Origin of the sequence: Marinomonas colpomeniae, from assembly GCF_014803385.1 — a bacterium.
Lineage (GTDB): Bacteria > Pseudomonadota > Gammaproteobacteria > Pseudomonadales > Marinomonadaceae > Marinomonas > Marinomonas colpomeniae.
This window is the reverse complement of the sequence record NZ_JACYFC010000003.1, coordinates 368,825-392,672: the sequence shown is the minus strand read 5'-3', so window position 1 is coordinate 392,672 and position 23,848 is coordinate 368,825. Positions and strand designations below refer to the sequence as shown.

The following is a 23,848-nucleotide window of genomic DNA, read 5'->3' as shown; positions in this document are numbered from 1 at the left end:
ATTGGCGCTTGCGTTGGGAGAATACCCTATTGGCGACAAGCAGAATATAAAAAATCAAACGTACTATGAAGAAAATATTAGATTTCATCAAATGTGACACTAATCACCAGTATGACTAAAGCACCTACATGACTAAAGCATCTACATTACTCAGACCATGACTTTGCATGTATAACAAAAAATCGACATTACTTAAGGGCTTAGAAAATAAGTAACCTTGAACTTCCTGACAGTCATAGTGATTTAAAGCGTCCACTTGGGAGCGATTTTCCACCCCTTCAGCAATCACATTCAGGTTCAAGCTAGCCGCCATTTGAATAGTGGCTTTTACAATGGCATCATTATCATTATCTAAACCAAGGTCATTAATAAAAGAACGGTCTATTTTTAAAGTTTGAATAGGCAGCTTTTTTAAATATGCGAGAGAGGAATATCCTGTACCAAAGTCATCTATAGATAGCGTGACACCTAGGGCTCGAAAGCTATGCAGTTTTTCAATTGATTGCTTAGCATCGGCCATCAACATACTTTCGGTTAACTCAAGTTCAAAATATTTTGGATCAACTCCCGTTTCTTCTAGAACTTGTTCAACCATATCAACTAAGTTAACTTGCATGAATTGTCGGCTAGATAAATTCACAGATAACTTAACAGGAGGATGACCTGCCTCTCGCCATTCTTGTAACTGATCACAGGCTCTGCGAATCACCCATTCACCTAAAGGTAAAATTAAGCCGCTCTCTTCCGCTAGAGGAATAAATCGATCTGGACTAATCATGCCTAATTCTGGGTGTTCCCAACGAATCAAAGCTTCAGCTCCGACAACGGTTTCATCTGGAAGTCGAATTTTTGGTTGGTAATGAAGGACAAACTGTTCTTCTTCAATCGCTTTGCGCAATCCACCACCTAGAGTTAAATGCGTATTAATACTCTCTGCCATGTGTTTTTCATAAACGCAATACATGTTATGACCTGTAGACTTAGCTCGATACATGGCAGCGTCAGCATTTTTCAATAAATTATCTATGTCATTTGCGTGCTGAGGATAACTAGCAATTCCCACACTCGCGGTGATCATCATTTCCATTTCAGCAACAGGGTAAGTATTGTTTACATTGTTAAGAATACTCTCAGCAATACCTTCTAATTCTGTTATGTCTTTTGTGTTTTCCAGTACGATAACAAACTCGTCACCGCCTAGCCGGTACAAGCAAGCACCTGAAGGAATTTTTTTCTTTATACGTTCGGCTACTCGTTGAATAAGCTCATCACCGACCCGATGGCCAAAGTTATCATTGACTACTTTGAAGTTATCTAAATCTAAATACAAAAGACCAAATTCACGATTACGCTTTCGAGCATTCAACAAAGCACTTTCTAATTGCTGATAAAGTAAGTTTCGATTTGGCAAGCTCGTTAAGGTGTCATAGTTATTAAGTCGATAAAGCGCAACATCATGATCTCTCGCTTCTTGAATATCATGAGTCAATAAATACACATTACCTGTCGAGGTATTATGAGAAGCTTCTATTCGATGCCAACGAACACCTTTTTTTGTCGATAGACTGATTTCTTGAAACAGACTTTCTTGTTTAGCAAGACGGCTAATAAAACTGGTTGCAGCACCAGACACGGCAAATAAATCACGTAAGTTTCCAATAGCACCAAAATGCTCTGAAAAGTATTCGCTCGAATTAACATGATTTCCGCCTTGGTCAAAAACGGCAAAAGACAGGCTTTTAAATTGCGATAAGAGATTAATATTGCACGTGGCATTAGATACGATGGGAGATACAACAGGGTGCGCCTCAATAGATAAACCTTTACGGTTTCCATCTAATACCACAACAGAACCAATGACATGAAACTGAGTATTATCTTTTGAGGTAAACGCCCATTTAAAGGGTAGCTTATCACCTTCGTTTAGCTCGCTTAGGTGTAAAGCTAAACGCTCTTGAAGCACTTTACCAATAGCACGCTCACCAGATTTTATATCACCTAAAGAATCAGTTAATAGGCTTTCTGCGGCGGCATTACAAAATGGAATGCTTGAGTGGTCTATATCTATAATCCACGCTGCTAAAGGCATTTTACAATTAAGTAATATTGACAGGTCGGCCATTTGTTTTTTAATACTACTGCAATGTTTCAATATTAGACTCTATTTAACCTCTCACCATAGATCAGGAACAACGAATACTATTTTGTTTATTCCTTTTACGTTATCCCATAGGGTAACGTGCTTAGGCCGCTCATCATGTAGGAATTTGACGAAAAGATTGTAGGGGTTTTCCGTACAAAAGAAAGCATAATTATTATTTATATTGGGAAAAGACATCCAGTGTGGCTTTTCCAACACTTGAAAATGTGAAAAATATGCTTTTAATAAGATAAAGTGAGATGCGCGTATCCATCCTCCATCATCTTTTTTCAACCACTCTTCAATATCAGCATTATTCTTTAAGCCATAATATAAACGGCCAAAAATCAATAAACTTGAATTCGGAGTTCTACCTTTAGCCACATTCTGTATCGCAGAACGACCTTCTTCTGTGTGTAATATGGTTAGTTGGTGCTCTCTAGCTTTCGTGGTTTTTTTTAACAAACTGTCGTTTTTATTGGGTCCAATCCAGTTATGTGGTGCCAAATCTGGTCGTTCTAAATAAAACTTAACAGCCAATTCTAACTGATGCAGTTGCCCATCTGGCGTTTCAATTAGTATATCGACTTCCCCTAACGTCTTTCCTTCAGCTTCTATTTGAAAATGCTCTAGTATGATATTTAAGGAAGAGAAATGCTCTATAGCAAAAGAAAATAATGTTTCGAAATAGCTACCAAGAAAATGTGATTTACAGTCATTAACGGCTTGAATTAGGGGTTCAGGGCTATTATCCAACTCTGATAAACGTAATGGCACATCAACAAGCCAATATGGCTGGAGGTTAAAATCTCGCTCTATATAATGACCTTCTACAAGCCAAGCAAGATCTTTTACAAATGGGTGTTGAAATTTATTTGAGCTCACGAAGTGCCGCTTAAATGTTGGTCTATACGATCCAGACAGCGCAATAAATGATGAACAGATTCTTCAGGTTTACCTTTAAAAGCTTCTTCTGCCATCGGTGATATATGACAGCGCACAGGTAATGCACCACCAGTTTCTAGCAAAGCTTTAAACCTTTCTATCATTACAAACTTCAACCATTGTTCAAATGACATAGTGTCTACACAAAAAGGTTGAGTACTTTGTAGCGCTTTAGGTGTTGGTTTTTCACATTCCCAAACACCACATTCTCCCATTGCAATTTGCAGATCCATCAACAAATCAGCCAATGTATGATGAGCAGAAAAAGTTGTTTTCAACCTAATACCTCCTTAGGCTTAAGTCAGATTTTTCTTTATTTTATCAAAGTCTTTTCGGCGTTTTATACCAGATTTTTATATAGAAAAAGAGTAAAATAGTGCACCTTTTAAAAACTGATCGCGGCACAATAGCACGTTGATTAGCAACTTGAGCCAATATTTTATCATGAACAAAATTGAATCTCTTTCTGACTTATTTGATATGGTCGGCTGTGATGTAAGTTATTACGATCTAGGTCGCAACATCACCAAAATCACACCACAACAGGCAATACAATTTGACAGGAAGCAACAAGGCTACCCTTTTCCATTCCGTCAACACGCTTGGTTAGCTTGTTTATTAAAGGCCAATAAGACATCGAAAGCAGAAACAGCAGAGCAAGGTGTCATTTGGTTTTTGAAAATGCCATTAGATGAAACAGGGTGTTTAAATTTAGGGACACGCGATCACTTCATCAAAAGCATTGTTGATAAAATTCTTCATAAAGGGGAAGAAGCAGGCTTAGCAGATGCATTGGAAGACAACCCTTATGTCTTCAAGCCCGATCAAGAACGCATGGCAAGCTTACACGCGATACTGGGCAAAGACTTACAGCAAGAACCATCTCAGTACTTCCACGCTGTGGTTAACTACCTATCATCCGATCTAACAGAGCAAAATGACAGCTGGCAAACACTAGGGTTGCAGGGAATCGCAGAATTAGCCGTTAGAGCAAACGAAGCAAAACACGAAACGCTTATACAGAATGCTATTCAACATGCTGTTCACCCAATCGTCAGTGCGTTATGTCACGCGTTAGAACATGAAATGCTTTCTGATACACTGCAAACAACGATTATTAACCAGCTACAAATAGAACAAGAACCATTAATACAAGCCAGCCATTTACGTGCTTTATCACAATCTGATTTAGACAATGAATTGTTACTGCCATTATTTGGATTACTGGGTAGCTTAACCGAATGCAAAGACGATGACCTTCATGCCATTGCCGCTTTAGCCGCAAAATGCCCTCATTGGCTCAGTCAAAACCCGCAGTTACTACGTATCATCATGGAGAAGCTCGCTCATAGAGAGGATGCCTATATTGCGTTTAAACAAATCACAGCAGAGCTAAGTCAACATCCAGAGACAAAACAACCCCTTTGGACATTGTTGCGTAGCAATCATATAAGCCAAAAACTGGCACAAGCCGTGAGCTATTTATTTACTCAAACACCTAAATCTTTGCATTAACGCAAGATGTTTTCAAGAAAAAGCAGGCATAAAAAAGCCCCAATACTTAAATGTAAAAAGCATTGAGGCAAGGAAGAGGAATACAATAATAATATTAAGAGCTGATAAAATCAGCTCACTCTAATGCTGAATGATGGATGAACTGCCTGCTTCTCGCATCCGTTTACGATGTGCCATAAACTCATCACTCAACATGTAAGATCCTTTCTCTGAACGGGCTAATGCGCCTCTACTGACTAAGGCATTTAAGGTTTTAGGTAACACTTTTTGCCGACGCTCACCCTTGATGAAGTAAAACTTCTCCTCCAATTGGATCAATTCAAAACCCGACTCTAAATAGCCAACGCATAAATTTTGAGTTGGTGTTAATTTAAGTTTCATAATCTCCCCCCCACTTACCGTTTCTTTGTTAGGTGATTTTATTAACTATAGACTCTTTTTATAAGAAGAAAGGTTTTGCATACTTAAGATTACAAAAAATAAAATAAAGTAAAAAAGGAAAGGAAAGGAAAGGAAAGGAAAGGAAAGGAAAGACAATATGTCTTTCCTTTTTAATTGATCTTATAAAGCATCTGTAAAAATCAGACTTTGCTGGTTCTTTAATCTACAAGCTTATGTTTGATTGTGTAGCACTGGTGGATTTTATTATTACGATCGAAATCAATATCGAACGTATCTTTCGTAATATTGATGATCTCAAACTCTTCTGACAGATCTTCATCAAGTATGAAACGTCGATAGTTATTAGAGAAAACCATTTCACCATCATGTTCCAGCCTTGCCATTGCCAAACGAATCAACGAACCATGATCTCGCTGAATATCTAACACATCTTCCATTTTTTTCGAGTTGGAGAATGTTGGTGGATCCATGAAAATCAAATCAAACTTGTCACGACTTTGCTTTAACCATTCAAGACAATCTGCACGCTCTACAACATGATCACGTTCTGAAAATTCATTCAATTCAATATTACGACGAGCCCACTCTGTGTAGGTGTTCGACATATCAACACTCAATGTTGTACGAGCACCACCCTGTCCAGCATGTACCGATGCAGTAGCGGTATAACAAAAAAGGTTTAAGAAGCGGGCTCCATTGGCTTTATCTTGAATCAACTTACGTACTGGCCTGTGATCAAGAAACAAACCTGTGTCCAAGTAATCTTTCAGATTAACAATGAACTCACAACCGTATTCTTCTACGATCATTTCATGTTTCGATTGATCCAACTTTTCATATTGCTCTTTACCAGATTGTCTAACACGATGTTTTACTACCACATTAGATTCAGGAATATTCAATGACGTTGGAATAGCTGATACCGCTTCAAACAAACGCTGTTTCGCTTTATCTGGATCAACTGACTTTGGCGCTTGGTATTCTTGAACATGTGCCCAACGACCATAAACATCGATGGCTACAGCATATTCTGGCATGTCAGCATCATAAACTCGGTAACACTGAAGTTTATTTTTATCGACCCATTTTTTCATTTTCTTGACGTTTTTTTGCAAGCGGTTTGCAAACATTTGTGCACCGGGAGACATAACAGATTGTGCTACAACGTCTTCTTTGATACTGCCATTTAACAATGGAAAAAGGTATGCACGACATTCAATGCCGCCATTAATTACTCGCGTGCTTTTTTCAGGTCTCACTGGAATTTGACGAGCTAAATGATCATTACTGGTTAACATCATAAACTGCCAACCACGTGCATGAGTAACAACCCATTCACCCAATTGACGATACAACGCAATCAACGCCATTTCATCGCCCATACGCTCACCGTAAGGCGGGTTACAAATAACCAAACCAGGCATATCTTCTTTGATCGTAAATTCGTGCTCTTGAAATGGTGTCATACTGACATCAATCACGTTTGTTAAGCCTGCACGTTTAACACATTCTCTTGCTGCTGCGATGGCTTTTTGCTCTCTATCAGTTCCTTGAAAACTAATACCCAATGTCTCTGGGTCTTTTTTACGGTTTTTCGCAAAATCCATGAGCTGCTGCCACACGCGGTGATCGTGTTGCTTCCAACCTTTAAAGCCCCAGTAATTGCGGCCTAAGCCTGGTGCGATATCTAATGACATCATTGCGGCTTCAACAAGAAAAGTACCTGATCCACACATAGGATCGATTAATTGTGTCAGACCACAATCTCGCCCCCAACCTGCGCGTAATAGTAAACCAGCAGCAAGGTTTTCTTTCAGAGGCGCCATGCCCCCATGTTGGCGGTAACCGCGGCGATGCATACTTTCACCAGATAAATCGATACTAACGGTAACCACTTCGCGCTTTATACGTAGGGCAACCCGCACATCTGGCTGAACCTTCTCTACGTTTGGACGTTCGCCCGACAAATCAACAAAGTAATCTGCAATCGCGTCTTTAGTACGTACTGCGCCAAATTGAGTATTTCGTATATGATGGTTTGTACCATGACAATCAATCGCAATCGTGTTTGTTGCACTCATGTGATCAGACCATTCAATCGCTCTGATGGCATCGTATAAATCATCAGCTGAATCAATTTTGAAATTAGCAATAGGTAGCATGACTCGTGTCGCAACACGAGACCAAAGACATGCTTTGTACATACCCTCTAAGTTGGTTGTTAGCTTAACTTGCCCTTCACCGAAGCGAGTTTGAGTTAAGCCTTCACTATGCAATTCTTTTTCTAATACATTTTCCAATCCAAGAGGACAAGTGATCTCTAGTGCGTAAGTCTGACCTTCTGAATCAGCTGTCTGTAATATCGTGCTCATTTTTAAATTACTTTTTTAAATTACTATGAATGTTTGACAAAAAAAGAAGGCGAGATCAGGTCTCGCCTCCTACACAGTAGGTTCAAACTTGAACCTACTGTTTTAATTTGATCTTGTTAAATCCCTAAATCACGCTCGCGAAAATAAGCATCTGTGCTCGCTATCGCTTCTTTAATTAACTCTGGGCCTTGGTAAATAAGACCAGAATAAATTTGTACCAAACTCGCTCCAGCTTGAAGTTTTTCAACCGCATCCGCTCCGCTAGAAATACCACCAACACCAATAATAGGTAAGGTACCTTTCAAATGTTCAGCTAATACTTTGACAACATGTGTTGAAGCGTCACGCACTGGCGCACCACTAAGGCCACCCGCCTCTTCTTCAAACTCATGGCCAACTACAGCATCACGGGACAAGGTTGTATTTGTCGCAATGATACCATCAACACCTTGTTCAACCAGAGTGTCCGAGACTAATTTAATTTCATCATCAGTCATGTCTGGAGCGATTTTCACTGCTAAGGGAATACGCTTATCATGCTCCGCTTGATAGCGGTCACGAGCCATTACTAACGGGGCAATTAACTCGGCAAGGCTTTCACCAAACTGTAAACTACGTAAGCCTGGTGTATTTGGAGAGCTAATGTTTGCCGTAATGTAATCTGCATAAGGAATAACAGCGGTTAAACATGCTAAATAATCCGCCGCCGCATTTTCCACTGAAGTGGTTAAATTTTTACCTATATTGACGCCTAAAACACCTGAATAGCGATGAGACTTAATACGAGACACCAAGTGGTCTACACCTTTATTATTAAAGCCCATGCGATTAATAATAGCTTCATGTTCTGGTAATCGAAAAAGTCGTGGTTTTGGGTTACCCGCTTGGCCTTTTGGCGTTACCGTACCGACTTCAACAAAACCAAAGCCTAACGCACCTAAGGCTTCGAAAGCATCTGCGTTTTTATCCAGGCCAGCCGCTAGACCTACCGCATTAGGAAAACGCAACCCCATCACATCAACAGGTTTTGTTGATGGTAATCCACCTAGTAATTTACTCAAGCCCAATCGGCTGCTGGCGGCAAGAAGGTCTAATGACACTTCATGAGCCACTTCTGGATCCAATTTAAAAAGTAATGAGCGAGCAAAATCGTACATAATAAAGATTCCTAGGCAGTTTAGTCAGACTGACGTTTATCAAGCTATGCTATTTAATTTTAGCAGAGCTATCCAATTCTGGTTACACCAATCAATTTATTCATGTCATCAAATTCCACTTCAAACACACCATTAATTCCTTGATGTGTTAGAAATCGTTGAAAAGCAAGCAAAGGTAGTTGTACCTTACGTCCATCCAAGCTGTTTGCTACCAAATTTTTCGCGGAACCAGCATACAGAGCTTCATATTTAAATGCGGGCAAGGCCACACTTAATACAACTTTTGCCATTTTTTATTCCTATGCTTACGTTACTCTTACAGACATCACTCTGTGCGTAAAGATTTGAATCCGATAAAATGAAGGCTATTATATTGCGTTGACACTTTTTTTGACAGAAGTATAAGGAATCTAGGTTAGATGGTAACTGTAATTGAACAATTAAAAGAACACTTGAATCGCGCTATCATTGGTCAACCTGATTTAACACATGAATTACTTGTTGCTTTAATCGCTAATGGACATGTACTTCTAGAAGGCCCACCAGGTATTGCAAAAACAACCGCTGCAAAAGCCTTAGCTAATGCTATCGACAGCCGTTTCCAACGCATTCAATTTACACCAGACCTACTACCAGGCGATGTCACAGGTTCAGACATATACCAACAAGAAACAGGTAAGTTTAGTTTTATCCCCGGTCCTATCATGAACGACATAGTGCTTGCTGATGAAATCAACCGAGCCCCTGCTAAAGTTCAATCCGCGTTATTAGAAGCCATGGGGGAAAGACAAGTAACAGTTGGCAACCATAGCTATACCTTATCTGATCTGTTTTTTGTCATTGCAACACAGAACCCAATCGAACAAGAAGGAACATATCCTTTACCCGAAGCTCAGCTTGATCGTTTTATGATGAAAATAAAACTGGGCTATCCAAGTGCAGCAAGTGAGCTCGAAGTATTAAGATTAGTTCGTCAACAAGATCTGCATAAAACATCCATAAGTAACTCTCAGCCTCTGTGTAAACCAAGCGATATTTTAGCGTTACAGCAAAAAGCACTTAGTCTGTATATGTCAGAAAGTGTAGAGCAATACATAGTGCAGTTAGTCATGGCAACAAGGCAGCCTGAGCACTACCTTGGTGAAGCAGGAAAAGGCACTAACTTAATTGAGTTTGGTGCCAGCCCTCGTGGCACACTAGCTCTCGACCGCTGCGCTCGCGCCAATGCCTTATTAAACGGTAGAGACTTTGTCACACCAGACGATGTGCGAGAAGTAGCCTTACCTGTTTTACGTCATCGTATTATTACTACCTTTGAAGCCCAAGCGGCAGGCCTTTCTGTTGACGATTTATTAAAGCGCTTAATCAGCCACGTTCCGGCGCTTTAATTCGATGAGTAGGAACATAAGTCAATTACTATCACCTGAGTCACCGGAACTTGATGACAAGCATTTTGCGCTATTAGGCCATTATGCTAAGCAATTAGGTCGGGCCCCTAAGGCGATACGATTTGCGACTACATCGGGCGAGCGTCGATCCCATAAAAAAGGTCACGGCATGGAAATGCTAGAGCTTCGCGCTTATCAAGCTAGCGATGATTTGCGTCATATTGATTGGCGGGTAACCGCTCGCACAGGCCAAGCTCACACTAGACTTTATGCTCAAGAAAACGACCATCAAAGATTATTGTTACTTGATCTGTCCAGCAGCGCTTATTTTGGTACTCGCCACTCTTTCATTTCTACCCGCTTTATACAATTAGCAGGTCTTATTGCATGGCGCTCAAAGCAACAAGGCGACACGCTATCTTATCGTTTATGTTATGGCTCAGAAAATCACGCTAGTAATAAGGTAGGTACACTTCCCATATTACTCAGTCAATTAAAAGACGCTTCAAACCTGAAACACAGAATGAATGATACAAGCGACTCTAGCATTTGGTCTAACACACCTGTGACTCGTAAGTCACACAGCAAAGATGTCATTATTTTGACCGACAAACAAAGTTGGAATGACGGTGACGAAGCAGAACTAATGCAACTAGCTAAACACAACAGTGTCCACTGGATACAAATCATCGACAGTAATGTTTACAACTTGCCTGCAGGTCAATATCAAATGGCGGATAGCCAGGGCATTAAACAAGTCAATATAAGTAAACAAGGCCTAAACGAAGCACGACTCGATTTTTTAACTCAAAACAAAAAACTGCACGAAAAATTAACAACGCTTGGTATTCGCCACCAAACATTTGACATAACCGAGTCTCCAGAAAAACTCGCACGTTTTTTACTTTCCCAAGGAGCCCTTCGATAATGGCTGCCGACCCAATACAAACAAGTATAGACCTGCCAAACAAAGCCTACTTACTACCTCAATCAATTCCTATGTGGCCACCGGTTTGGTGGACTTGGCTTATATTAGTCGCGATAATTTTATTAATCGGCACTTTAGTTTTCTACAAATACAAAGCTTACAAAAAACGAGCCTATCGTCGAGAAGCGCTTGCGGTTATTTCCAATATCACCGATGAGTTACCGGACAAAGACTGCATTTCGCTCTGTCATGAAATAATTCGTCGCTGCCTTATAAGTGAAGGTAAATATCTCATCGCTGCTTTACCAAGTGTCACGTTGTTAGAAAAAATAGACGGCGATATGCCTGTAAAATATCGATTCTCGTCACTTGGAAATGATTTTATTAATGGACCTTATCGACATCAAATTAAGTTAACACCTGAGCAACGTAGCGCCATACTAAAGACAACCCTCCATTGGGTAAGGAAGCACCATGCTTGAGCTTTCTTGGCCTTGGTTTTTACTTTTTTTACCCGTGCCGTTGATAATGTATTTTCTTCCAAAAACAAAACCTAAAGGTGATGGTATTTGGTGGGGGAATACAGCTCAGTTAATTCATCACCAAGATATAAAATCGGTTTCTAATCTTTTTTCTTGGCGTCTTTTGAATTTAACTATTGCTTGGATTTTATTAGTTGCCGCTTTAACCCAGCCAACTTGGTTGGGCGAACCAACAAAAATAACACCATCAGGTCGTGACTTATTAATTGCACTCGACTTATCGGGCAGTATGAAAGTCACTGACATGAGCTTAAACGGCCAAACAGCGAATCGACTCGAATCTGCAAAATCTGTTCTGTCAGACTTTATAAAAGCACGCAGTGGTGATCGTATTGGCATTATTGTGTTTGGCTCCAAGGCCTACCTTCAAGCACCATTAAGCTTTGATACAAATACTATTAATCAGCTCGTTCAAGAGACTCAAATCGGCTTTGCTGGAGAGCAAACAGCCATAGGCGATGCGATTGGGTTAGGTATTAAACGATTAGAGGACAAGCCTTCGGATAAAAAAGTACTTATATTAATGACGGATGGAGCAAACACCGCAGGTCGTGTAAAACCCGAACAAGCGGCTACTTTTGCGGCATCACAAGACGTTCGTATACACACAATTGGTATTGGAGCAGATACTATGCTGGTCCAAAGCTTTTTTGGAAAAAGGCAGGTCAACCCCTCTCGTGATTTAGATGAAACATTGCTAAGAAACATTGCTGCAGAAACTGGCGGACAATACTTCCGCGCCAAAAGCACAGAGGACTTGCAAAACATTTACCAAACCCTTGACGAATTAGAACCCACTCCAGCCGAAGATATTTGGCAACGTCCTCTAACAAGCTTATTTCATTGGCTAGCATTTGGCTCAATTGTTTTTTTTAGCCTATCAATTATCGTTTCTAAACGGCTAATTTGGCGTAAAAGGAGTCGTTCATGATACTTTTTGATTTGATTCATTTTGAACGTCCTTTTTGGCTTTTTGCCATTCCTATTTCACTACTACTAGCTTTTGTAGTGCAATCTAGTTCCTCAGTAAAAAATTCATTAAACGAAGTAATAGACCCTAATTTACTCAAACATTTGGAATACAAAAATAACGTTAGCAATGTAAATAAGTGGCTAGGGCTAATAGCAGTTTTATTCTGCTGGATTGGTCTAGCTGGTGTTAGCTGGACAAAAAATCCTGCGGTTATGTTTGCAAGTACTCAAAAAACAATTTTAATCGTCGATCAATCTCTGTCTATGTACGCTACCGACATAAAGCCTAATCGTCAGACTCAGTTGAAACAGACTGTACGAGATATTTTAGAACAAACTAAAGAAGGTGAAATAGCATTAGTGGCCTTTGCAGGCGAAGGGTTTGTTATTAGTCCTTTTAGTCAAGATAGAGAGACTATTACTCACTTTTTACTGGCGTTAGAACCTATTATTATGCCGGTATATGGAAGTAATCTAAGCAACGGAGTAGAAACAGCCCTATCTCTTAATAAAGGTGACTCAACTCCCTTTCACTTAATCATTTTTACAGATGGCTTAAGCACAAAGGATCAGCAACAAATTCCTAAGTTATTAAATGGCTTAAATATTAAGTTAGATCTTATCGCTATTGGTACAGAGAAACCGTCGACTATTGAACTTCCTGATGGAAGAACATTGAAACAGAACGGAAAGAATATAGTACCTATTACGCCTGTTAATAATTTAAAAAAACTAACTGAATCCCTAGATGGCAACTTTTATCATGGCCGACTAACAACCTCTGAATTAGCAAAAATAACCAATTTATCATTGAGCAACCAACAAACAGAGAAAGCCCAAAACAAAAGCATCAACTGGACAGATCAAGGCCATTGGTTTGCCTTACCATTTTTATTCTGGCTTGCGTTTCAATTTAGAAGAGGCATGGTGTTGATGTTTTTCCTCACCTTATTGAGCCTCCCTTCTGAAAAACTAGAAGCGTCCCCATTGGGCTGGTTCTTAACTCAAGACCAAAAAGCCCAACAGGCTGTTGATCAAGGTAACTGGAAGAAAGCCGAGCAGCTTTTCACACAGCCCGACTGGAAGGCAGCCTCCTCTTACGCACTAGAAAACTACACATCAACCATTGAAGCGCTTGATGAACTCGATAGAAACGCGACTGAAAACTACAATTTAGGTAATGCGTTAGCGCTATCTGGCGAAACAAAAAAAGCTATCCAAGCCTATCAAAAAGCCTTAGAGCAAGATCCGGCACTTGATGCTGCAAGAGAGAATCTGACGTATTTAGAACAACAGGAACGTAAAAAAGAGAAAAAACAGAATAAATCAGACTCTAATGAAAAAAATGATCAAAAAGAGCCCCTAGAGTCAAAAAAAGATAATAAAGAGAGCAAAAAACAAGACAAAAAGAAAACACCTGAGGATAATGAACCAAGCGAAAATACAGAACAGCAACACGAAAAAGATTCAGCAAAGGAAAAGTTGAATAAAGAAAAAACGCAAGCACTGAACCAATGGTTAAGACAAATCCAAGACGACCCAGGATTACTTCTTCAAAGAAAGCTTTGGTATCAGCATCAAGAAAAACGTAATGAAAATCGATTTAGGCAAGAGGATGGGCTAAACCCATGGTAGTAAAGCAACATTTTCTTTTATTTATACAAAAAAATAAAGCCTATCGGTTGCTTTTAGCACTGATGACTGGGCTGTTGCTCGCCACATTATCAAACACCCTTTACGCAGCCAGTGTTATCGCATCGTTAAACAAAAGTACTGTTACTGAAAATGACATTATACAACTTACTCTGCGAGCCGATTTCAGCGACACAGGCAACGGCCCAGATTTAACCCCTCTACAACGTGATTTTGATGTGCTTGGCAAAAGCCAGAACGGCCAATTCGGTTTCAACTTAGGCACAAGCACTACCTTGAATTTTTGGGTAGTTTCATTAAGGCCTAAAGCGGTAGGAACCTTTGAAATCCCTCCTATTAAAATAGGGGACCATGAATCACACATTATTAATGTAGTCGTCAAAAACTCACCTCAATTAATGGACAGTAACGGCAACCCTCCTGTCATCATAAAGACAGAAGTGTCTGAGATAGAGCCCTACCTACAACAAGAAGTTATTTTAAGCGTCAAACTCTACACCTCAGTCGCTTTGCAAAATGCCAACCGCTCTGTACCTTCTCATCCGGACCTAGTCATCGAAAGACTTATTGATGACCAAATGAATTACGAAACTATTAATGGTTCAGAATATCAGGTACGTACTCAAGAATACTTAGCCTTCCCTCAAAGTAGTGGAACGCTTTCTATACCACCACAAACACTACAAGCCATGATAAGTACATCGTCTGGAAGAAGGTTGATAAAAGTCCAAAGTGAGCCACTTAAACTTCAAGTACTACCTATCCCTGCAAGTTATTCAAGTGACTCCTGGCTACCAAGTCAAAATGTCCGTGTATCTACATCATTAGAACAAACTAGCGACTCACCAAGAATTGGTGATACTCTAATTTGGACAATTAATATTGAAGCGGCTGGCGCTCTACCAGAACAGATCCCAACACTGGATTTAAACAGCACACGAAGCTATAAACTTTATCCAAAGCCTCCAAAGTTCAACACTCAAAAAACAGTAAATGGAGCGATCGGCACACAAACCATTATTGTTGAAGTGGTTCCAACAGAGGAAGGCTCGCTTTCATTACCAGATATCAACCTTACATACTGGGATACAGGAAAAAGAGCTATTAACACAGCGACCGCATCAACCAAGAGCGTTAGTATTGCGCCTTTACCAGACAGCAAAGAAACAACAAAGCCCCCTAAAAATACGATCAATGAACCTCTTGCGGCACAACCTCGCTCAGTAGCGCCCATTTCACTTGCAAAAAAACCGATTAAAGAAACAACTCAATCCAATGAACCTGGTATTGTAAAAATTGAATTAGTTCAAACAGATAACACACTATCACTTAAAGACTACCTAATCGCTGCATTACTTATTTTGGCACTTTGTATGCTGGTAGTATGGTTAGTTCTATGGCTTAAAAAGAGGAAAGCTAATATCTTAGAGGCCAGCAATCATGTACCAACACTGCAAGAGTTTGCACCATTAAGCACAACAGATGAGCATAGTGCGTATAGAGTGTTAATCACATGCTGCCAACAAAACAACCTCCCCCAACTTAGACCAAGCCTTTTGGAATGGGCTAGACATCGCTGGGGGGACAATGAAATTCACAGTGTCGATGATATAAAACGATTAACCTCAGTTCATGTAACTCAACTTTTAATGGAAGCTGAGTTAATGCTTTACTCGAATAACCCAATACATGAATGGCAAGGCGACCCCCTTGCGGTTGCACTAGAAGAATACACAAGTGGCCAAGCTAAACCATCACAGGCCAGTCAACTAAAAACGCTTTATCCAAATTTTTAATATTAAACAACGCTCACAAGGACTCTTATGACGACATCATTTCAATCTGGAATTATCGCCGAAGCATCAAGTGACGCTCTTTTCATCACACTAAACGTTAATCGTTCAGAAATTGACAAAATAAAAGCGGTACTCGCTTCAACTCCGACGATTATCGATGAAATTAAACAAGAGTTTCCAGATGCTGAACTACACACTTCGATAGGAATAAGTCACCAAATATGGAACACGCTCGATTCTAAACAACCAAGCCAACTTGCTGCTTTTCCACACATTAAAGGTAAAGAAGTAGAGATCACTCCAACCGATGTTGATCTTGTATTACATATTCGCTCGTCACGTCATGACGCAACTTATCAGCTTGGTAACAGGCTTTATTCTGCTTTTGGATCAAGCGTATCTTTGGTAGATGAAGTAAGTTGTTTTAAATACAAAGACAACAGAGACCTCACAGGTTTTGTTGATGGCACAGAAAATCCAGAAGGTGAGCAACGAAAAAGTGTTGCACTGGTTGGTGATGAAGATCCAGATTTTAAGAACGGCTCTTATTTCAATTTGATGCGCTTTGTACACAATTTAGATAAGTGGGAAAAGCAAGATATTAAAGTTCAAGAAGATACTTATGGACGTACCAAGAAAGATAATCAAGAATATGCTTCTGCAGATAAGTCGGTTCACGCTCACACAAAACGAACCTCTCTAAAAGACAAAGATGGACGCTCTATGGAAATTCTTCGCCATAGCATGCCATTCGCGTCACTAAAAGAGAGAGGTTTAATGTTTGCCAGTTACAGCAAGAGCCCTGTTACGTTTAATCTAATGCTAGAGAGCATGGTAAAAGGCGATCAGGATGGTAATACAGACCATCTAATGAAATACACCACAGCAACAACAGGGCAAGCGTTTTTTGTACCAGCTATTGATTGGTTTACATCTCTATAAAACAAACCATTGTTTTTGCTACAAAAAAAGCCACTCACTTTTATTAAGTGAGTGGCTTTTTTATTATTTACAAAAAGTTAATAATAAATAGAAGCTTAACGCTCTATAGTCGCTTTACCTTGTAAATAGCTCTGCTGTCCTTGGGAACTCAAGTTAGCTTGAATCTGATTCAAGTATTGCTCATAAGCAAGTTTTTGATCATCTGACACCAACTCTTGGCCAGCCTCGACCTTATTTAACCTAATTAATGCAAGGTCACCTGAAGAAAGCCCTTTAACCGCCATAACCGGCTCTTCAGCTGGGTGTGGCAAAGTAAACGCCAATGATGTTAATTCATCTTGTCCACGCTTAGCATTCACCACAGAAGACCATACAGTGGTTTCTGAAGCTTTCGCAGCTTCTGCTTTCTCTTGAAGAGATGCCAACGCTTTATTTTGCACAACAATAGAAGTCACTTGTTCTTTTGTTTCTTCATATGCCTGGAACGCTTCTGGTTTATGATCATTCAAATGCAACACAACCACTTGATCATCATTTAGCTCAATCAAATTACTATTTTGATTGTCTTCCAATACAGACACATCAAATGCAGCGGCAACCACCACAGCACTACTTGTGATTTCATCAGAGCCACCATCTCGGCCAAAATAAGCACTTTGAAGAACATCAACATCATATTCTTTTGCGATAACGTCTAACTTGTCACTAGCGTAGGCCAAATCAGTAATATCTTCATGAGCTGTTAGCAAAGCATCTTTAGCTTTTGTCGCTACAAGTTCTTGTGTTAGCTCTGCCTCTTTAGAAGCAAAACTTGGTACATCAGCTGAAACAATGTCATTCAGTTCAATTAAATGATAACCAAATTGACCTTTAACAGATTTCACATCGCCTTTTTCCATAGAGAAAAGAGCAGCATCGAACTCATCGCCGATTAATCCTTTTTCAACATAGCCAAGATTACCACCATCATTCTTTGAACCAATATCATCTGAATACTCAGCCGCCAAATCAACAAAGCTAACCCCTGAATTCAGTTTCTCTTGAATCTCAGAAAGTCGTTTTTGAGCGTCTTCATCACTTCTATCAGATGTCTCAATTAAAATATGTGACGCCAGTCTTTCTTCAGACGAAAATCCAGAAATAGAAGCCTGATAAGCATCCTGCAGCTCTGCATCAGTAATTTTCACTTTGCTATAAAAATCCGTGCTAGAAATAACAACGTAATTTACTTTAACTTGCTCAGGTGTTTTAAAGCTTTCCTTGTTCGCTTCATAATATGCGAGCAGCTCATCATCAGAAACACTCGTATTTTCCGATTCATCCGCTAGAGAGAAGGAAACATAGTCATAAGATCGCTCTTGCGACTGCAAGGTTGATATACCATTTACCTGATATGGCAGAACAAATTCAGAACCTGCTATTGCATTACGCGGCTGCTGAATCAAAACATCTTGTTTTATACGCTCTTTAAAAGCTAATGGTGTAAAACCTAAAGAGCGAATGAAATTAAGATATTTATTTTGATCGAACTGGCCATTCGTTTGAAATTGCTCAGATTGTAATAAATAAGCATCAACTTGAGCATCAGAAACACCTAAACCTAACTCTGTTGCTTGGTTTGCTAATACGGCACGTTGAACCAATTCGTCCAAAGCACGACGCTGCAATAGATTATCTTCCAATAATTCAGGGGTGATTTGACTACCCATCGCTGAAATTAATTGACGACGTTGTGTCTCAGCACCTTGTAGCATCTGAGTTCGTGTTATTTCAACACCATCAACTTCAGCAACAGTTTCTGAAGAATTAAAGCTAGTAACCAAGGCATCTACGCCAAATAGAGCAAAAGTCACAACGATAAAACCAACGATGATCTTTACCACAATGCCTTGTGACTTGTCTCTGATATCTTGGAGCATTACTGCCTCCGAATAAGTTAATTAAATGGCAAATAAAAAAGGTGCATTCCGCTCGGAATACACCTTTTGTGTCTAATGGCGGAACAGACGGGACTCGAACCCGCGACCCCCTGCGTGACAGGCAGGTATTCTAACCAACTGAACTACTGCTCCAAAAACATTAGTTTACAGCGTCTTAGATATTTACACTATCTTTAAGACCTTTACCGGCTTTGAAGCCAGGTACTTTCGCTGCTTTAATTTGGATTTCTTCACCCGTTTGAGGGTTACGGCCTGTACGTGCCGCACGTTCTTTAACTGCAAAAGTACCAAAACCAACTAGTGTAACCTGGTCACCTTTTGCCAAAGCTGCTTCGATTGATTTCAAAGTAGCGTCAAGAGCATTACTTGCAGAAGCTTTAGATAGATCAGCAGACGCCGCAATAGCATCAATTAATTCAGATTTGTTCACGTTGTACCCCTTCAGTATATTGTCGTTGTTCCTTAGAATTATTTTCGGCTCAATATAAAATATAAATGCCTACTCACAAGGCCGAGCGAGAAGTTATACAAGCCCAACCTACTCCCTGTCAACACAGGATATGACTTTAATGATGACTTACAGTTTCTTGTTCATCAACAGTTTTTTCATTCGACGGTAAACTTTCTACCTTTTTTGGCGAAGGAATATACTCTAATGCGATATCAAGTACTTCATCAATCCATTTAACAGGAACCACTTTGATATCCGCTTTAATGTTATCAGGAATCTCTTTCAAATCACGAGCATTTTCTTGAGGAATTATTACTGTTTTTATTCCTCCCCTGTGAGCAGCCAGAAGCTTCTCTTTCAGTCCACCTATAGGTAGCACCTCTCCACGAAGAGTAATCTCCCCAGTCATCGCCACAGAAGCCTTAACGGGCACTTTAGCCAAAACAGAGACGATGGCAACACACATAGCCACACCAGCGCTTGGCCCATCCTTCGGAGTTGCCCCTTCAGGAACATGTAAATGAAGGTCTGTTTTTTCATGAAAATCTTCATCAATTCCAAGACCAGTTGCTCGACTTCTAACAACTGTTAGAGCCGCCTGAATGGATTCCTGCATCACATCGCCAAGCGAACCCGTTTTAACATGACGCCCTTTACCAACCACACCAGCCGCCTCAATGGTCAATAATTCACCACCAACAGACGTCCAAGCCAAACCAGTAACCTGTCCAATTTGATTTTTTTCTTCTGCTTTTCCGTAACTAAATTTATGAACACCGGAAAATTCTTCTAAATTTTCACTCGAAATTTCGACTGCTTTTATATTTTTACCCTTAGCTAGGGTTTGTTTTTTAACAACACGACGACAAATTTTACTTAGCTCTCGCTCTAATCCACGAACACCAGCCTCTTTTGTGTAGTAACGAATCACATCCATTAAGGCTTCATCTGTTACTTGAATTTCACTTTCTTTAAGACCTGCCAATTTAATTTGCTTAGGTAATAAATAACGTTTTGCTATGTTTAATTTTTCATCCTCTGTGTAACCTGGGATACGAATTACTTCCATACGATCAAGTAATGGACCTGGGATATTCATACTGTTAGAAGTACAAATAAACATCACATCAGATAAATCATAATCCACTTCAAGGTAATGATCATTAAAGGTGTGATTTTGCTCTGGATCGAGCACCTCTAATAAAGCAGAAGCAGGATCACCACGCTGATCCATACCCATTTTGTCAATTTCATCTAACAAAAACAGTGGGTTTTTAACTTTTACTTTCGCTAATTTCTGCAGCAATTTACCCGGCATAGAACCAATATAAGTTCGACGATGCCCACGTATTTCAGCTTCATCTCGAACCCCACCAAGTGACATCCTAACGTATTGACGATTCACCGCTTTCGCGATTGATTGACCCAATGATGTTTTACCCACGCCTGGCGGTCCAACCAAACACAAAACAGGCCCTTTTACTTTCTTCACTCGCTGCTGAACAGCCAAAAACTCTAAAATACGCTCTTTAACATCTTGAAGACCGTAATGATCTTGATTCAGCACTTTTTCAGCATAAGCCAAATCATTACGGACTTTGCTACGCTTTTTCCATGGCAGACAAATCAACCAATCTATATAGCCACGCACAACAGTAGCTTCGGCTGACATAGGGGACATCATGCGTAGTTTTTTCAACTCAGCATCGGCTTTTTCTTTTGCTTCATCCGTCATGCCTGCTTCAGCAATCTTTTCCTGCAGTAAATCCAACTCATTACCGCCGTCTTCCATATCACCAAGTTCTTTTTGAATGGCCTTCATTTGCTCATTCAAATAATATTCGCGTTGGCTTTTTTCCATTTGTTTCTTAACACGGCTTCGAATACTTTTTTCAAGATGAGCAATATCTAACTCACCATCCATCAAACCGATCAAATATTCACCACGACCAACCAAAGAGTCAATTTCTAAAACTTTTTGCTTATCTTCAAGCTTTAAGCTCATATGGCCTGTAATGTTATCTATCAACTTAGAAAGGTCATCGATAGATTTTAGAGAAGCAACAACCTCAGCTGGAATGCGTTTACTACCTGCTACGTATTCATCTAACTGTTTAAGTAATGCATTACGAATAACACCATATTCGGCTTGATCTTCTTCGAGTGAATCTAGCTCAACAACACCACCCAACACAAAGCCATCAGCCTCTTCCATTTTTTCAAGACGCGCACGCTTACCACCTTCAACCAATACCTTTACGGTGCCATCTGGTAGACGCAGTAACTGCATAACTTTCGCTGTGGTACCAATCGAATATAAGTCTTCTAATGTTGGATCATCTTTAGAAGCATCTTGCTGAGCAACAAGAAAAACATACTTGTCATTTTCCATCGCCGATTCTAACGCTGCGATAGATTTGACACGCCCAACAAACAAGGGCAAAACCATATGAGGATAAACCACCACATCACGAAGGGGCAGCATTGGCATGAGTAAAGAGTCTGACATATTTATTTCCAATCTGGGCGCATAAGAGAAAGCGCACTTTATATTTCATCATTGATTAGGAAAGAGATAGGGGCGAAGCCCTAAATTACAAGAGTAATACACATTTGATTTTCATTTATATGAAGTTTAGACAGGGAAACACAATAAAAAAAGCCGAAACCAAGTAATTAAACTTAATTTCGGCTTTATGTGACAAATTATACGAAAATCTGTCTATTAAACGTTTTTCGTCAACTCTTCTTTTTCCAAAACCATAAGTGGAGAAGAATCTCCGCGGATAGAAGAACCATCCATCACGATTTTAGAAACATCTGTGCGAGTAGGAAGCTCATACATAGAATCCAACAAAGCAGACTCTAAAATACTACGTAACCCACGAGCACCTGTTTTACGCTCTAACGCTAATTTAGCCGCCTCACGCAAAGATTCAGGAGTAAACTCTAACTCAACACCCTCAAGCTCAAATAAATGCTGATACTGTTTAACCAATGCATTTTTAGGTTCACTCAAGATAGTCATTAGCGCTTCTTCATCAAGCTCTGAAAGCGTTGCAACAACAGGCAGACGACCAACAAACTCAGGAATAAGTCCAAATTTGACCAAATCTTCAGTTTCTACTTGATGAACTGCTTCTGAAAAGGACCTACCCTCATCTTTACTTTTCACCATAGCAGAAAAACCGATACTACTTTTTTCTGTTCTATCGCTAATAACGCGCTCTAAACCAGCAAACGCACCACCACAAATAAACAAGATATTCGATGTATCAACTTGCAAGAATTCTTGCTGAGGATGTTTGCGACCACCTTGTGGTGGAACAGACGCAACGGTACCTTCAATCAATTTAAGCAAGGCTTGCTGAACACCTTCACCAGACACATCGCGAGTAATAGATGGGTTATCTGATTTTCTTGCAATCTTGTCAATCTCATCAATATAAACAATACCGCGCTGAGCTTTTTCTACATCATAATCACAGTTTTGTAGTAACTTTTGGATGATATTTTCCACATCCTCACCCACATAACCAGCCTCTGTCAGTGTTGTAGCATCAGCAATAGTAAAAGGCACATCCAAAACACGCGCTAGCGTTTGAGCAAGCAATGTTTTACCACTACCAGTCGGTCCGATTAACAAGATATTACTTTTACCAAGCTCAATAGTGGTATCGGTTTTACCTTGATGGCGCAATCTCTTGTAATGATTATATACAGCTACCGCTAAAACTTTTTTAGCTCTATCTTGACCAATAACATAATCATCTAAAGAAGCACTCAGCTTCGCCGGCGTAGGCAACTCATGTTCAGCATCACTATCCGCATCAAGCTGAGACAACTCTTGAATAATGATGTTATTGCATAAATCCACACACTCATTACAGATATAGACCGAAGGCCCTGCAATAAGTTTTTTAACTTCATCCTGACTCTTTCCGCAAAAAGAACAGTACAGTAACCGATCCGAGTGGTCGCCACGGCTTACATTATCATCCGACATTTATTCCACCCTTTCTTAAACTTCTCGTTTTTGCAAAATTTCGTCAATCAAACCATATTCTTTCGCTGTCTCAGGATTCATGAAATTATCACGATCCGTATCAATAGCGACTTGCTCAATTGCTTTACCAGTATGAGAAGAAATAATTTCATTTAATTTATGTTTAATACTTAAGATTTCACGCGTATGGATCTCAATATCAGATGCCTGACCTTGATAGCCACCTAACGGCTGATGAATCATAACTCGCGAGTTAGGCAAACAATAACGCTTACCAGCTGCACCAGCTGTTAACAATAAAGCACCCATACTAGCCGCTTGACCAATACACATAGTACTAACATCAGGCTTAATAAATTGCATTGTATCGTAAATAGACATACCTGCTGTAACAGAACCACCAGGAGAATTAATGTACAAGTGAATATCTTTATCTGGATTTTCTGACTCTAAAAACAATAATTGAGCCACAACCAAATTAGCCATGTGATCTTCAACTTGACCCACTAAAAAAATCACTCGTTCTTTAAGTAAACGAGAGTAAATATCGAATGATCTTTCTCCACGAGCAGTCTGCTCAATAACCATTGGAACAAGACCATTACTCGTAATTGCAACAGGGCCAGTAGTTGGGTTCGTCAAATTCATATAGCATTCCTTAAAACAAAAAAGCCGACACAGCAAAAGCTATGTCGACCT

At 39.8% G+C, this 23,848-nt stretch carries 20 protein-coding genes and 1 tRNA gene; 8 read left to right on the top strand and 13 right to left on the bottom strand.

The window, feature by feature from the left end; translation table 11 throughout:
- Positions 1-124 precede the first annotated feature (124 nt).
- Genes IF202_RS11180 through IF202_RS11170 form a run of 3 tightly spaced genes read right to left on the bottom strand, consistent with a single transcriptional unit; the run spans position 125 to position 3,363 of the window.
- The gene (locus IF202_RS11180; protein ID WP_191594978.1) at positions 125-2,122 is read right to left on the bottom strand and encodes a putative bifunctional diguanylate cyclase/phosphodiesterase; all 1,998 of its coding nucleotides are present in this window, start codon (positions 2,120-2,122) and stop codon (positions 125-127) included.
- A 51-nt stretch (positions 2,123-2,173) separates the two neighbouring features.
- Positions 2,174-3,025 carry a DUF1853 family protein gene (locus IF202_RS11175; protein ID WP_191594977.1) on the bottom strand — a complete coding sequence of 284 codons (852 nt, stop codon included), beginning with the start codon at positions 3,023-3,025 and terminating at the stop codon, positions 2,174-2,176.
- Positions 3,022-3,363: a YqcC family protein gene (locus IF202_RS11170; RefSeq protein ID WP_191594976.1), complete on the bottom strand. Its 342-nt coding sequence runs from the start codon at positions 3,361-3,363 to the stop codon at positions 3,022-3,024. Before IF202_RS11170 ends, IF202_RS11175 begins: the two co-directional genes overlap by 4 nt.
- Positions 3,364-3,529: 166 nt before the next feature.
- Between IF202_RS11170 and IF202_RS11165 the strand changes: the two genes are divergently transcribed.
- Positions 3,530-4,600 carry a DUF3549 family protein gene (locus IF202_RS11165; RefSeq protein WP_191594975.1) on the top strand — a complete coding sequence of 357 codons (1,071 nt, stop codon included), beginning with the start codon at positions 3,530-3,532 and terminating at the stop codon, positions 4,598-4,600.
- 120 nt (positions 4,601-4,720) lie between these two features.
- Here IF202_RS11165 and IF202_RS11160 read toward each other — a convergent pair whose 3' ends face one another.
- The 4 genes from IF202_RS11160 to IF202_RS11145 form a co-directional block, all read right to left on the bottom strand.
- Positions 4,721-4,981 carry a formyltetrahydrofolate deformylase gene (locus tag IF202_RS11160; RefSeq protein WP_191594974.1) on the bottom strand — a complete coding sequence of 87 codons (261 nt, stop codon included), beginning with the start codon at positions 4,979-4,981 and terminating at the stop codon, positions 4,721-4,723.
- Positions 4,982-5,199: 218 nt separating this feature from the next.
- Positions 5,200-7,374, bottom strand: coding sequence for a bifunctional 23S rRNA (guanine(2069)-N(7))-methyltransferase RlmK/23S rRNA (guanine(2445)-N(2))-methyltransferase RlmL (rlmKL, locus tag IF202_RS11155; RefSeq protein WP_191594973.1), 2,175 nt, complete (start codon positions 7,372-7,374; stop codon positions 5,200-5,202).
- Positions 7,375-7,490: 116 nt separating this feature from the next.
- Entirely contained in the window at positions 7,491-8,531 is a 1,041-nt protein-coding gene (locus IF202_RS11150) for a quinone-dependent dihydroorotate dehydrogenase (RefSeq protein WP_191594972.1), read from the bottom strand.
- Positions 8,532-8,599: 68 nt separating this feature from the next.
- Positions 8,600-8,821: a DUF2835 family protein gene (locus IF202_RS11145; RefSeq protein WP_191594971.1), complete on the bottom strand. Its 222-nt coding sequence runs from the start codon at positions 8,819-8,821 to the stop codon at positions 8,600-8,602.
- Positions 8,822-8,950: 129 nt separating this feature from the next.
- Here IF202_RS11145 and IF202_RS11140 point away from each other — a divergent pair, with 129 nt between their 5' ends.
- The 7 genes from IF202_RS11140 to IF202_RS11110 are packed head-to-tail and all read left to right on the top strand — an operon-like array spanning position 8,951 to position 16,752.
- On the top strand, positions 8,951-9,919 hold the full coding sequence (locus IF202_RS11140; protein WP_191594970.1) for an AAA family ATPase: 969 nt from the start codon (positions 8,951-8,953) through the stop codon (positions 9,917-9,919).
- 4 nt (positions 9,920-9,923) lie between these two features.
- Positions 9,924-10,847 (top strand): DUF58 domain-containing protein, encoded by a 924-nt coding sequence (locus tag IF202_RS11135; RefSeq protein ID WP_206705464.1) that lies wholly within the window; start codon positions 9,924-9,926, stop codon positions 10,845-10,847.
- On the top strand, positions 10,847-11,329 hold the full coding sequence (locus tag IF202_RS11130; RefSeq protein WP_191594969.1) for a DUF4381 domain-containing protein: 483 nt from the start codon (positions 10,847-10,849) through the stop codon (positions 11,327-11,329). The genes IF202_RS11135 and IF202_RS11130 overlap by 1 nt, the downstream gene beginning before the upstream one ends.
- Positions 11,322-12,320: a VWA domain-containing protein gene (locus IF202_RS11125; protein ID WP_191594968.1), complete on the top strand. Its 999-nt coding sequence runs from the start codon at positions 11,322-11,324 to the stop codon at positions 12,318-12,320. The genes IF202_RS11130 and IF202_RS11125 overlap by 8 nt, the downstream gene beginning before the upstream one ends.
- The gene (locus IF202_RS11120) at positions 12,317-13,996 is read left to right on the top strand and encodes a VWA domain-containing protein (RefSeq protein ID WP_191594967.1); all 1,680 of its coding nucleotides are present in this window, start codon (positions 12,317-12,319) and stop codon (positions 13,994-13,996) included. Before IF202_RS11125 ends, IF202_RS11120 begins: the two co-directional genes overlap by 4 nt.
- A complete protein-coding gene (locus IF202_RS11115; protein WP_191594966.1) occupies positions 13,990-15,810 on the top strand; it encodes a BatD family protein in 1,821 nt (606 codons plus the stop codon). Before IF202_RS11120 ends, IF202_RS11115 begins: the two co-directional genes overlap by 7 nt.
- Before the next feature lie 27 nt (positions 15,811-15,837).
- The gene (locus tag IF202_RS11110; protein ID WP_191594965.1) at positions 15,838-16,752 is read left to right on the top strand and encodes a Dyp-type peroxidase; all 915 of its coding nucleotides are present in this window, start codon (positions 15,838-15,840) and stop codon (positions 16,750-16,752) included.
- A 95-nt stretch (positions 16,753-16,847) separates the two neighbouring features.
- Here IF202_RS11110 and IF202_RS11105 read toward each other — a convergent pair whose 3' ends face one another.
- The 6 genes from IF202_RS11105 to clpP form a co-directional block, all read right to left on the bottom strand.
- On the bottom strand, positions 16,848-18,671 hold the full coding sequence (locus IF202_RS11105; protein WP_191594964.1) for a SurA N-terminal domain-containing protein: 1,824 nt from the start codon (positions 18,669-18,671) through the stop codon (positions 16,848-16,850).
- A gap of 76 nt (positions 18,672-18,747) precedes the next feature.
- Positions 18,748-18,824 (bottom strand) — tRNA-Asp (locus IF202_RS11100).
- 22 nt (positions 18,825-18,846) lie between these two features.
- Positions 18,847-19,122, bottom strand: coding sequence for an HU family DNA-binding protein (locus tag IF202_RS11095; protein ID WP_191594963.1), 276 nt, complete (start codon positions 19,120-19,122; stop codon positions 18,847-18,849).
- A 136-nt stretch (positions 19,123-19,258) separates the two neighbouring features.
- Complete coding sequence (lon, locus tag IF202_RS11090) at positions 19,259-21,652, bottom strand: endopeptidase La (protein ID WP_191594962.1); 2,394 nt, start codon at positions 21,650-21,652, stop codon at positions 19,259-19,261.
- Between the two features lie 216 nt (positions 21,653-21,868).
- The gene (gene clpX, locus IF202_RS11085) at positions 21,869-23,149 is read right to left on the bottom strand and encodes an ATP-dependent protease ATP-binding subunit ClpX (RefSeq protein WP_191594961.1); all 1,281 of its coding nucleotides are present in this window, start codon (positions 23,147-23,149) and stop codon (positions 21,869-21,871) included.
- Positions 23,150-23,164: 15 nt separating this feature from the next.
- Positions 23,165-23,797, bottom strand: coding sequence for an ATP-dependent Clp endopeptidase proteolytic subunit ClpP (clpP, locus tag IF202_RS11080; protein WP_191594960.1), 633 nt, complete (start codon positions 23,795-23,797; stop codon positions 23,165-23,167).
- Positions 23,798-23,848 lie beyond the last annotated feature (51 nt).

Coding starts and splice junctions, on each gene's coding strand:
- IF202_RS11180 (WP_191594978.1), bottom strand. CDS start 2,122: ATGGCCGACCTGTCAATATTACTTAATTGTAAAATGCCTTTAGCAGCG.
- IF202_RS11165 (WP_191594975.1), top strand. CDS start 3,530: ATGAACAAAATTGAATCTCTTTCTGACTTATTTGATATGGTCGGCTGT.
- IF202_RS11160 (WP_191594974.1), bottom strand. CDS start 4,981: ATGAAACTTAAATTAACACCAACTCAAAATTTATGCGTTGGCTATTTA.
- rlmKL (WP_191594973.1), bottom strand. CDS start 7,374: ATGAGCACGATATTACAGACAGCTGATTCAGAAGGTCAGACTTACGCA.
- IF202_RS11150 (WP_191594972.1), bottom strand. CDS start 8,531: ATGTACGATTTTGCTCGCTCATTACTTTTTAAATTGGATCCAGAAGTG.
- IF202_RS11145 (WP_191594971.1), bottom strand. CDS start 8,821: ATGGCAAAAGTTGTATTAAGTGTGGCCTTGCCCGCATTTAAATATGAA.
- IF202_RS11140 (WP_191594970.1), top strand. CDS start 8,951: ATGGTAACTGTAATTGAACAATTAAAAGAACACTTGAATCGCGCTATC.
- IF202_RS11135 (WP_206705464.1), top strand. CDS start 9,924: ATGAGTAGGAACATAAGTCAATTACTATCACCTGAGTCACCGGAACTT.
- IF202_RS11130 (WP_191594969.1), top strand. CDS start 10,847: ATGGCTGCCGACCCAATACAAACAAGTATAGACCTGCCAAACAAAGCC.
- IF202_RS11125 (WP_191594968.1), top strand. CDS start 11,322: ATGCTTGAGCTTTCTTGGCCTTGGTTTTTACTTTTTTTACCCGTGCCG.
- IF202_RS11120 (WP_191594967.1), top strand. CDS start 12,317: ATGATACTTTTTGATTTGATTCATTTTGAACGTCCTTTTTGGCTTTTT.
- IF202_RS11115 (WP_191594966.1), top strand. CDS start 13,990: ATGGTAGTAAAGCAACATTTTCTTTTATTTATACAAAAAAATAAAGCC.
- IF202_RS11110 (WP_191594965.1), top strand. CDS start 15,838: ATGACGACATCATTTCAATCTGGAATTATCGCCGAAGCATCAAGTGAC.
- IF202_RS11105 (WP_191594964.1), bottom strand. CDS start 18,671: ATGCTCCAAGATATCAGAGACAAGTCACAAGGCATTGTGGTAAAGATC.
- lon (WP_191594962.1), bottom strand. CDS start 21,652: ATGTCAGACTCTTTACTCATGCCAATGCTGCCCCTTCGTGATGTGGTG.
- clpX (WP_191594961.1), bottom strand. CDS start 23,149: ATGTCGGATGATAATGTAAGCCGTGGCGACCACTCGGATCGGTTACTG.
- clpP (WP_191594960.1), bottom strand. CDS start 23,797: ATGAATTTGACGAACCCAACTACTGGCCCTGTTGCAATTACGAGTAAT.